Source organism: Deltaproteobacteria bacterium, from assembly GCA_026388415.1.
In the GTDB taxonomy this organism is placed as follows: Bacteria; Desulfobacterota; Syntrophia; order Syntrophales; family JACQWR01; genus JAPLJV01.
This window is the reverse complement of sequence record JAPLJV010000062.1, coordinates 20864-32188: the sequence shown is the minus strand read 5'-3', so window position 1 is coordinate 32188 and position 11325 is coordinate 20864. Positions and strand designations below refer to the sequence as shown.

Sequence of the window (11325 nt, the reverse complement as noted above, 5' to 3'; positions counted from 1 at the left end):
CTTCAGCACCAGCAGATGTTTTGAGACAGTTGATTTGTCAAGCTTAAAAAGGTCAAACATTTCCGAAAAGGAACGTTCGCGGCCTTTCAGAAACTCAATTATCATCAACCGCACGGGGTGCGACATGGACTTGATGATCTTCGCCCTGATTTCCGCTTCTTCAAATGTGATCATTATGTTTCTCCTTGCCTGTTGGCTAATATACCAACAAGCCAATTAATTGTCAAGGAAAACATTCAAAATTAATGAACTGGTGAACTGGTCAAAAGTTGAAAATGCCCCAAAATCGTCATTCCGTCGCTCTGTTTAGTCCTCGCTTGACGGGGAAACACAGGAATCCAGAAATTTCAACGTGTTACAAAAATACTGGACACCGGTTTTCACCGGTATCCAGTATTTTTGACCAGTTCATCAAAATTATTTGCCCACCGTTCGTAACCTGCCCGCTAAGGCAGATTTTTCTTTACCTTCTCGGCCGTGATCGGCAGTTCGCATACCCTGGCGCCGCAGGCATTGAAAATTGCGTTGGCAATCGCCGGGGCGGTCGGCACCAGACAAAATTCTGCCATTCCGGACGCACCGAACGGTCCGTTTTTCCTGGGAATTTGCACAAAGTGCACTTCTATTTCAGGTATATCCTTGGCTCTGGGTATCCTGAACTTGGCAAAACTATCCGTTTTATTGTATATGTACTCCTCTAAAAGTGCGTAACCGTATCCCTGGACTATGCCGCCCCAAGTCTGCCCGTCAACATTGATTTTATTAATAATAGTTCCCGGGTCATGGGCCGCGGTTATTTTTATAACATTTACTTTCCCGGTTTTTGTATCTACAGCCACCTCAGCCATTTGCACGCCAAAGGAATACGTTTCCCATGGTGTACCGTGGCCGTCCACTGCATCCAGCTTTGTTGTTGTAGATTTGTGAATAAGTTTGGAGATCGTAGGAATATTTTTTGCCTTCATATCGGCGTAGGTCTTGCAGCCGTTCTCCGCCATAGTCTTTTTGAGCTGTTCGGTAACCAACTGCACAGCCCTTCCAGATATATAGGTCTGACGGCTGCCGGCAGAGTAATTGCCGTCCGGTACTTGATTGGTGTCCGTTGAGCAGACAAGCACCTTTTCCAGCGGATAGCCGAAGGTCTCGGCTGCAATTTGCCAGAACATGGTATCCGATCCCTGACCCATATCTGCCGAACCGATCCATATCTGGAGTTTGTCGTCGGGCAAAAGTTCCGCCCAGGCCTCAGATTGATCCGGTGCGCTACGGCCCGGGCCAAAGAATACTGTGCCCAGACCGACGCCTCTCTTCAATGCGTCTGTTGACCCGGCCTTGGCGTCTTTTACAGCCCTTTCATAGTGAGGCCGGATCGTTTCGAGACATTCAAGAAATCCGAAACTGTCCGTAAGCGGTTGAGCGCATATCGTTACATCCCCGGTGACAAACCCGTTTTTCTTCCGGAATTGAAACGGATCCATACCTATTTTTAATGCCGCTTCATCAATGAGGGATTCAACCGCGAATGCTGTCTGGGGTACGCCGAAACCCCTCATTGCCCCCTTCATGGCAGAGTTTGTATATACTGCCTTTCCAACCACATTGGCGGTTTTCATCCGGTAAGGGCCGCTTGAGTGCACAATACCGCGTGTGACCACGCTATTGGAGAAGGATTTGTATGCACCGCCATCGGCCACGCAATCAAGACTATAAGCCGTTATTGTACCGTCCTTTTTAACGCCTAATTTTGCTTTCATATAAAAAGGATGTCTCTTTGTTGTAGCGGCAAAGACTTCTGCTCTTGTGTACACGAGCTTGACCGGCCGTTTTAAAGCAAGGGCCGCCACACCAAGAATGCCCCCGACAGATACGTCCAGCTTTCCACCGAAGGCGCCGCCCGTTGGCGTCTGGACAAGGCGGACATTGTCAGCGCCGATACCGACTGCTTCGCCGATTGTTTTTTTGTGCTGGTAAATGTTCTGGCTGCCGGACATGATTACCAACTGTCCATTCTCGTGGACATAGGCAATGCCGGAATCGGTTTCCAGATAGCCATGTTCAATTGTCTGTGTTGCAAAATCATGCTCTACAACAACATCCGCTTCTGCAAACCCTTTTTTAACATCGCCATACACGATAGGCTGTTCGAAAAAGAGATTCGAGTTTCCGTCATGAACTTGCGGGGCGCCATTCTTTAGGGCATCTTCAACGGTAAACACTGCCGGAAGCACCTCATAGGCCACCTTGACCTTATCGAGGGCGTCCAGGGCCGCTTTATCGGAGGTGGCAACAACTGCGGCCACTGGATCACCGACCATGCGGACCTTTCCTTTACAGATTACGGGCAGATCATCGGCTGCCATCTTGAGTATATTGGTTCCCTTCACATCATCGGCAGTAAACACCGCCAGAACACCGGGCATTGCCAATGCTTCAGAACTATCAATACTTACGATCTTGGCATGGTGATGGGGGCTGCGGACAACCTTCATATAAGCGCAATTGTCAATAGGGAAATCATCTGCATATAACGTGGTACCTGTCGCTTTTGCCAGAGAATCGCGTCTCGCAACTTCCGCACCTATTATTTTCTTGCTGACTTTGGGTATAACGGATTTGATCTCTTTCCTTAGAAAAGCGGCGGCTGTTTCGATGGCTGCCAGTATTTTTTCATATCCCGTACACCTGCAGAGATGCGGTTGGATTGCCTGTTTGATATCGTCCCGGGTAGGTTTGGGATTTTTGTCCAGCAGCGCCTTGGCACGGATTATCATACCTGGCGTGCAAAAACCGCACTGAACCGAACCATTCGCGGCAAAGGCCAGTTGAATGGGATGAGGCTTTTCCATGGTTCCTATGCCTTCAATGGTGATAATTTCTTTATCCCTGGCCTTTTCTATCGGATATCGGCAGGACATGATAACTTCTCCGTCTGCAATCACTGCGCACGTTCCGCAATGACCTGCCGAGCAACCCGCTTTGGTTCCGGTAAGATGTAGGTCTTCCCTGATTACATTGAGTAAGGTCTTTTGCGGATCCACTACAATCCGCTTGGGAACACCATTGACGTTAATTGTGATCTCTTCCATCCTGCAAATACCTCCTTTGATTGTTATGAGATAAGACATTGCTTGTACGGGCCGAAGTATAGGGGGGGACGTCATAGCTTGTCAAGGGATATTTGGCTTACCGAATTGCCCCAAAGAAAATTTTCCATCCTTCGTTGCGCCCGCGCCGGGCATGGGGGTTATGGCGACGGCATCGCGAAACGGCATCCGGTGTACATCGCCGGGCCTGCTCCCCGCTCCTGAAAGACCTCCGCACAATGACAAAACAGTATGAATTTTGATGATATTGTAGTTAATAGTAGTAAAAAGTAATAATTTATCTTGACAAAAGAAGAATCTGGTTTTAGAAAAAGCTGTGATGTGATTATAAGCGGTTCAAAAATATTCAGGCGAAAATCAGTATTAAGGAGGAGCGTATGAAAAAATTGTTAAGTTTGGTTCTCGGTCTATTCGTTATTGCATTAGCCTCACCTGCAACCTGGGCGGCTGAGGGCCAAGCCCAAAAGAAGGATTATGAAGCATTCAGCCTGGGGGAACTGTACGTAACGGGAGATAAACTCCCTACGTCGTGGGAGGCGACACAGACCACGGAGATCACCGCGGAACAGATTGAAGCGACCCACAGCCAGACGGTAGCTGAGGCGCTCACCTATGTTCCCGGTGTTACGGTAACAACAGGCCGCAAGAATCAGCCCACGGTATATATCCACGGCCTGAATCAGAATAAGGCTATCGTTTTGATTGATGGGGTTCCTTATTATGAAACAAATTACGGCAGTCTCAATTTGGGCAGTATCCCGGCCAGCAACATAGCAAAAATTGAAGTGCAAAAAGGCGTTTCGTCGGTTCTTTACGGGCCCAATGCCATCGCCGGGGTCATCAACATTGTTACCAAGAAAGCCGGGACGAAGCCGTCTCTCGGGTTAGCGATGGAAGTTGGCGACTACGAAGCCAGAAGGTTTACCGCGTGGAACGGGATGCAGGTGGGCAAGTATAATTATTGGGTGAGCTATGACCACCAGGAATCAAAAGGGTGGTATCTGTCCAAAGACTTTGTCTCCCACCCCACGCGAATAAGATATACTCCTCCTCCCAATGTTACTACCGTTCTTGAAGACGGGAATGTACGCAACAATGCCGACATGAAAATGGACGGAGTATGGGCTAAGGTCGGTGTTGAACCGACCAAGGGTTCTGAATATTATGTAAATTTTCACTATATTACCACGGAGAGAGGCGCTCCGGCTTCGATCCTGGATGACAGCAACCGGGTATTCACGGCGCGCCCGGCCTTTTCGCAGTTATCGCGCATGCCCAGGGATGACAACTGGGGTATGGATCTGAGCGGACAACAGCAGATCGGTGGCCGGTTCACGGTGAAGGGAAAACTCTTCTACCACGAACATGTTGACGATTATGATTCATTTAGAAATCCCGACTACTCCGGATTCCTCTCCACAAGCCGTTACCAGGATAATATGCTCGGCGCTTCTCTCATGTCGGACATCAAATTGGCCAAGACGGACACCCTCAAATTTTCAGCGCATTATCGCCGTGATCAGCATGAAGAAAGGGCCGATGCCTATTTGCCTCTTCAGGAAGCCGACTCATACACGGGATCGCTGGGCGTAGAGAATGAATATAACCCGACCAAGAATCTCTCGCTGGTGGCTGGGGTGAGCTACGATTGGTTCGATGTGGCAAAATCAAACCAGAATGTCACCGTAACAACCGCAACAGCCACAACCGCCGTCGGCGATTTCGTCTCCCAGAAGACCCTCACTACCCCCGATAGCAATAAGGTAAACCCCATGGTGGGGGCCACATATACCTTTGATGACGGAACCAGGGTCTATGCCTCCTGGGCGCAAAAAATCCGCTTTCCGACCCTCTCGGCGCTTTATTCCAGCAGTAGCGGCAACCCCGATTTGCAACCCGAGAAGAGCACCAACTATGTGGTCGGCATCTCTCGTGCCATCACTCAGTATGCCCGTGGGGAAGCATCATTTTTCGTCTATGATGTCAAGGACCTGATTTCACGCGATGCACCCGGCCCGACCTCGCCTTACATCAACTATGGGAGTGTTTTTATTTACGGCACCGAGGTGGTGGGCGAAGTTTATCCGACAGGTGATTTGACTTTACGGGCTGCCTATACCTACAATAAGGCCGCCAATAAAAGCGAGGGACGGGTCAATGATGATGTTACCTTCATACCTCAACACAAAATAGATTTGAGCATCGCCTATATGGTTCCGGTTGTGAAGGCCAAAATTGATTTTAACGGCTTATACGTGAGTCAAATGTACGGTCAGTTGCCGACAGGCTCCAGTCCAGCCCTGGCTATTCTAACTACGAGCGACTATTTTATTATGGGCTTGAGGATATCCAAGACACTTTTCAAAAATTTCGAGGCCTATTTCGGCGCCAAAAACCTGCTCGATAAGGACTACGAACAAGAGGTCGGGTTCCCCGCTCCCGGCAGAAATCTCTATGCGGGTGTGAAGTTTGAGTATTAACAGCAACGGTTCAAAAGAAAGGAAGAGGAACGACACATGACCAAACGCATGATCATCACAATGATCGCCTTGCTTGCCTGTTTGACTATGGGAATCATTTCTGCATCGGCCTTGACAATTGGGGGCGCCGTCAGGCAGCCCATCAACCTGGGCCTTGAAGACCTGGTGAAAATGGAGTCCCTGTCCGTCAGGCTCAATGAGATTACCAGTGACCGCCAGTTCCATGGCGTCTTCACCTACCGGGGGGTTTCGCTGCGGACACTTCTGGAACTTGCTACTGTCCAGAAGGGGAAATCGCTATTTGAAAAACCGATAGATCTCGCCGTGGTTGTGAGGAACAAGGATGGCAAGAAGACCGTCCTCTCTTGGGGTGAGTTATTTTACAAAAATCCCGGTGACGTGATCATCGCTACTGCGGCTGTGCCCATTCAACCCCATCATAAGAACTGTGGAGAGTGCCATGGAAGCAATTTCTATCAGCCAATCTTAAACCAGCTCACCCGCAAGATCGCCCTTCCCAAACTGGTCGTGGCGAATGATTTTTTTACGGATCGAAGTCTGGAGGATGTGGTCAGTATCGAAGTCGTTGATCTGAAAGGACAGAGCGAAAAGAAGGAAATGAAAAAACTCTTTTCTCCGCAGTTTACCGTCAGCAACGGCAAAGGAAAAAAGGTCGAGATCAACGATCTTTCGTCGTACCACCGCACGGAAGTACTGGCGAAAGTAGTGGGGGATGGGCGGGGGTATCACGGACTGAAGAGATACGGCGGTGTTTCCTTGCGGGAGATTCTCGGTAAGGCCGATGTAGGCCAGGAGCAGGATGTGGCGATTCTCGTGAGCGCACCGGACGGTTACCGGGCGCTCTTCTCGTACGGGGAGATCTTTCTCGCGCCCCTGGGCGAAAGAATTATGGTCGCCGACAGCCTCAATGGTAAGCCCCTGGACGAGGACGGCAGGTTTCTCTTCCTGCCTCCCGATGACCTGTCGGCGGACCGGGACATAAAGGCGGTGGGCAAGATAGAAGTCGTCTCGCCGGCGGTAAAACCGTAGCTCTCCGTCATCGGGACGGACCCCGGAGACACGAGCCTCGTTACCCTTGGCGCCGCCTTGAAGCAATAGCCTGGTTTGTAACTTATACTAAAGGGATAATTCCGATTGGTCGCTGAGCATGCCTGGATAAAATATGCCCTCATGGCGGTACTCTTGCACGCCGCAATCCTGGCCCTGCCTATTTCGAATCAGGTGCAGGATCGGGTGGACAGGGTAATCGAAGTCGTCGTGATGAGACAGGAGATCATTCCGGCACCTACCCGTCCACTCGCGAAGCCGCTCGTCGTTGCCCAAGAGCCTGCACGACGGGAATTTGTCCCGGAAATTCATGATAAGCCGCGGCCCGATATTCCTCCTCCGGAGGATAAGCGCGCAGATAAGGAAAATGCTCCTCCCGGCGGTGGAAATGTCCTTGATGAACGGATCATTGCCCAATTGACTCCTGGACCAGACCCTGGGAACGGGGGTGGTGTGGCTATATCTGGTTTGGCGACTCGTGGAGGCACGGTGGGATTGGGAACCGGGGGCGGTCGCGGCTCAGCAGCGTCTTTGTCAGGCAATGCTGGAGCTTCCGGCACGGGGGCAGGGGGGAGCGGAGATTCTGTGGACGCAGCGTTCGGTCAACCTGATGGGCCCCAGTTTGTGTACCGTGCGATGCCTGAATACCCCTTTGTTGCCCGGAGGCTGAGAAAGGAAGGAAGGGTCGTACTCCTGATTGTCATCAATGAGAAGGGTGAATTACAGAAGATTGATGTGGTTGAGACCTCCGATCAAATGTTTGTCCTTTCAGCGATCGAGGCGGTGAAGAGATCAACCTTCCTGCCGGCGAAGAGAAAAGGTGTGCCGGTGACCTCAAGGGCGACACTGCCCGTACGATTTGCCCTGAGAGATTGATGAGAGCCTCGTTATCGCTGTCGTAACTTGCAAGGCGTTGCCGGTTATGTGACCGGAGGCGGAGAATATTGAAGGAGAGATTATGTGGTACATACTGGTAAAGGGTGGATGGATAATGCTTCCCTTGGCGATTTGTTCGTTGGTTACGGTGACTATCATTATCGAAAGGTTCTTCTTTTTCCGAGGTATCGGCTGTGAAAACCGCGCTGAAGAGGTGATCGGGCTTGTCAGGAAAGGATTATTCGCAGAGGCCTTGCGTATCACCGATGAAACGAAAGGATCGAAGCTGCCACCATTACCTGTAATGAAAGTGCTTTCAACCGGCATAATGCACCCCCTTGAAGCAGGCAGCATGGAGGCAGCGGCTATCACCGAGGTTGCTGCCATGAAGCGGGGATTGGTCGCCCTGGACACAATTGTCACCCTGTCGCCCCTTTTAGGTTTATTGGGCACTATCATAGGTATGATCAAGTCATTTAATGTCATGTCGGCAGCGGGTCTGGGTCAGCCTCACGCGGTGACAGGCGGCGTGGCCGAGGCGCTTATCGCCACTGCCACCGGCATTGCTATCGCAGTAGTGACCCTCATCCCCTACAACTACTTTCTGGCAAACGTGGAACGGGAAACGGACGTTATCGAAGTGTGGGCGACACGTCTCGATGGTGCGTTGAACACCTCCTCAAAGGAGCAGGGGCAATGAAACTCAGACGGCAACAACCGAAAAAGGCGCGTATCGAGATCATCCCCATGATTGACACGATGTTTTTTCTGCTCGTCTTTTTCATGGTTGCCACCCTCTCCATGACTATGCAGAGAGGGCTTCCGGTCAATCTCCCCCACGCGGCTACTGCGCAGGATGAACTCCGTCAGGTAGTGACTCTTACGCTCACGAAAGAAGGGAAACTCCTTTTCGACAAGGAGGAAATAGGATCGCTGCATGAGGTTGCCGCACGGCTTATCCGGTGGAAGGCGACGGGGAGCGAGGTCTCGGTAGTGATCAATGCCGACCGTTCCGTGGAACACGGGAGCGTCGTTGAACTTATGGATGCGATCCGGCAGGGAGGTGTGACACGGATCGCTATTGCGGTGAAACCGCTGCAACCGTCAGGGCGGTAGAGGATTGCCGGAGGTATGACATCCCTCTGATCGGTTAATATCAATGATAAATAATGTGGGTGTCGGGGATAGGGTTTTCACCTGAAAATACATATCAAATCCCTCTTACTCCCCCTTTGCTAAAGGGGGATTTTACGATTCCCCTCTTTGGCAAGGAGGGGTTAGGGGAGATTTTCATTATCCTTTGTGACGGGTACCGTCATAGGGTTTTCATTCATAAAATTAGTCAATTCGCACGATTTTTACTTTATGCCCAAACCATCCGGGCGGAAGATAGGCCCTGCCGCTATTGCCGCTCATTACGACGATTTTCTCGATCATTTCTTCACCGAAGATCTCCAGTTTTACTTTATTTCTATGGATATCGACACCATTTTGCGTGAATTCCGTAGATGCGCCTTGTCCATAGAGTAGCTTATTTACGCCATAATTATTCGGTTCGCTGTTCATGGATGTTATTGATCCCTCCCTAAATATAATCTATTCTTACTCAATATTACTGTAAGTTACAAAATAGTACTATTAATTGCCGATTGTGTCAATAGGAAAAATCATTGACCACACCCTTCGTTAGTATTGGTAATAATCAGTAATAATTGGTTATGTATTGTGGCATATATCCTTGACATTTTCCTGATACTGGGCTTATGATACCCGAAAATTGGGGAGGGCGCACATGAGCGAAGAGCTGATGAACACGAAAGAAGTAGCCCGGTACCTGGGGATCCATGAAAAACAGGTTTATTTGTTGATCAAGGACAGAAAAGTTCCTGCCACACGGATTACCGGCAAATGGGTTTTCCCGAAAAATTTGATTGATGAGTGGATTGCCGCCAGCGCCCAGAAGGGGCTCGGTGAGGCCCGGCAGAAAGGGAAGCGGATTGAAGGCGCGCTGCTGGCGGCGGGCAGCAATGATCCGATCCTGGATATTCTCCAGACGCACATCAGAAACCGATATCCGGAATTCTATATATTTTCCGCCAATACCGGCAGTACGGATGGACTTAAGGCCCTCGACAAGGGGTATACGGATATTGCCTGGTCGCACCTTTTTGATCCCCAGACCGGAGAATACAATATTCCCTTTATACCCACGCTTCTGTCCAATATAGATCCAGTGGTGGTGAATCTTTTTTGCCGGGAATTGGGATTTATCGTGGCGCCGGACAATCCTTTGGGGATTGAGACTCTTGCCGACCTGGCCGGGAAGGGGGCAAGGTTCATCAACCGGCAGCAGGGCGCCGGTACACGGGTGCTGCTCGATTATCACTTGCAAAAACTCGGAATTCCCGGTGGCAGCATAGATGGCTACGAAAAGGAGGTTTTTACCCATTTTGAAGTTGGGCTGGCCATCCTTTCCAAGGAAGCCGATGTGGGAATCGCCACCAGCGCCATTTCCCAACTATTGGGTCTTGGCTTTGTGCCCATTACCAGGGAAAGCTTTGACATGATCCTCAATAAGAAGGTCTTTTTTGAAAAGGGCATCCAGGCCCTGGTAGAAATTCTCAACTCCGCTGGTTTCCGGGCGCGAGTGGCTAACCTGGGCAACTACGATTTTAACAAATCAGGTAAAATTGTTTTTTCTATTAATTAACCCCCCCTCTTAACCCCTCTTTGGTAAAGGGAGGATGGGGGTGATTTCCATATAAATTAAGGAGTTGAACATGAAAAAGATATTTGTCGGCGGGTTGTTGCTTTTACTGTGTTTTTGTTTATCATGCGCTGGCCTGTGTAAACCTCAATCATCTCAACAAGATAATTTTATTCTGCTTTCCAGTACGATCGGGCCGGTTGATGCGGGCATCGTGGGGGCTTTGGAGGAAGCATTTGAGAAAGATACGGGAATCCGGGTGCGCCATATAGGTTCAGGTACCGGCGCCGCCTTGGAACTTGCTAAAAATGGCAATATTGATTTGGTACTCGTCCACGCCAAGTCTCTGGAGGAAAAGTTCGTCCAGGATGGTTTCGGCACGGAACGTATCCCTTTGATGTATAACGATTTTGTCATCATGGGACCGGCTGACGACCCGGCGGGCATTCGAGGTATGAAAACGGCCACCGCTGCCCTGAAGCGCATCGCGGAAACGGGCAGCCTCTTTATCAGTCGCGGTGATAAATCAGGCACCCATGTGGCCGAGATGGAATTGTGGGGCAAGGCCGGCCTTAAACCGGCGGGCGCCTGGTATGTCGTTTACGAAAAGGGCAGCGCCGGTAATGGCCCGACTCTCCGCTATACCAATGAGAGAAAGGCCTACACCGTCATTGACCGGGCAACGCAGATGACCCTGCAAAAGGAAATTCAATTAGCGATCCTGGTGGAAAATGATGAAGATTTGCTTAATTTCATCAGCCTGATCCCGGTCAGTAAGCAAAAATTCCCGCGGGTCAATTATGATATCGCCCTGACCTTCGTCAAATGGCTGACCGATCCCGGCAAGGGTCAGAAGATCATCAGCGATTTCGGCAAAGAGAAGTATGGCGCGCCGCTGTTCTTTGCCAATTCCCGGGAATGGCAAGCTTTAAAACGTTGAGCTAATTGCGAAAGTACCCAAAATCCCCTCCCCCTTGGCGGGGGAGGGTTAGGGTGGGGGGGAGGTTGTCATGAAATCAGCATGTTGCAGCTTCACCCGCCCCCTAACCCCCTCCCGTCAAGGGGGGGAACATGAGTTTTGTAATTAGCT

General features: G+C 50.3%; 10 protein-coding genes. 7 read left to right on the top strand and 3 right to left on the bottom strand.

Annotation, left to right across the window (positions count from 1 at the left end; all coding sequences use genetic code 11):
• Both NT140_12840 and NT140_12835 read right to left on the bottom strand, forming a co-directional pair.
• On the bottom strand, positions 1–174 hold a 174-nt coding region (locus NT140_12840; protein ID MCX5832747.1), incomplete at its 3' end, for an ArsR family transcriptional regulator.
• A 272-nt stretch (positions 175–446) separates the two neighbouring features.
• Positions 447–3086 (bottom strand): molybdopterin-dependent oxidoreductase, encoded by a 2640-nt coding sequence (locus tag NT140_12835; protein ID MCX5832746.1) that lies wholly within the window; start codon positions 3084–3086, stop codon positions 447–449.
• A gap of 395 nt (positions 3087–3481) precedes the next feature.
• Here NT140_12835 and NT140_12830 point away from each other — a divergent pair, with 395 nt between their 5' ends.
• The 5 genes from NT140_12830 (at position 3482) to NT140_12810 (ending at position 8644) form a co-directional block, all read left to right on the top strand.
• Positions 3482–5584 carry a TonB-dependent receptor gene (locus tag NT140_12830; GenBank protein ID MCX5832745.1) on the top strand — a complete coding sequence of 701 codons (2103 nt, stop codon included), beginning with the start codon at positions 3482–3484 and terminating at the stop codon, positions 5582–5584.
• A 36-nt stretch (positions 5585–5620) separates the two neighbouring features.
• Complete coding sequence (locus tag NT140_12825; GenBank protein MCX5832744.1) at positions 5621–6634, top strand: hypothetical protein; 1014 nt, start codon at positions 5621–5623, stop codon at positions 6632–6634.
• 105 nt (positions 6635–6739) lie between these two features.
• Positions 6740–7528 carry an energy transducer TonB gene (locus NT140_12820; protein ID MCX5832743.1) on the top strand — a complete coding sequence of 263 codons (789 nt, stop codon included), beginning with the start codon at positions 6740–6742 and terminating at the stop codon, positions 7526–7528.
• A gap of 82 nt (positions 7529–7610) precedes the next feature.
• Positions 7611–8228: a MotA/TolQ/ExbB proton channel family protein gene (locus tag NT140_12815; protein MCX5832742.1), complete on the top strand. Its 618-nt coding sequence runs from the start codon at positions 7611–7613 to the stop codon at positions 8226–8228.
• Positions 8225–8644, top strand: a complete 420-nt coding sequence (locus NT140_12810; protein MCX5832741.1) for a biopolymer transporter ExbD — start codon at positions 8225–8227, stop codon at positions 8642–8644. The genes NT140_12815 and NT140_12810 overlap by 4 nt, the downstream gene beginning before the upstream one ends.
• A 222-nt stretch (positions 8645–8866) precedes the next feature.
• On the opposite strand, the gene NT140_12805 is transcribed toward NT140_12810, so the two are convergent.
• Positions 8867–9094, bottom strand: a complete 228-nt coding sequence (locus tag NT140_12805) for a DUF2080 family transposase-associated protein (GenBank protein MCX5832740.1) — start codon at positions 9092–9094, stop codon at positions 8867–8869.
• Between the two features lie 226 nt (positions 9095–9320).
• On the opposite strand from NT140_12805, the gene NT140_12800 reads away from it, so the two are divergent.
• Both NT140_12800 and NT140_12795 read left to right on the top strand, forming a co-directional pair.
• Positions 9321–10238 carry a helix-turn-helix transcriptional regulator gene (locus tag NT140_12800; protein ID MCX5832739.1) on the top strand — a complete coding sequence of 306 codons (918 nt, stop codon included), beginning with the start codon at positions 9321–9323 and terminating at the stop codon, positions 10236–10238.
• Between the two features lie 70 nt (positions 10239–10308).
• Complete coding sequence (locus NT140_12795; protein ID MCX5832738.1) at positions 10309–11175, top strand: substrate-binding domain-containing protein; 867 nt, start codon at positions 10309–10311, stop codon at positions 11173–11175.
• Positions 11176–11325 lie beyond the last annotated feature (150 nt).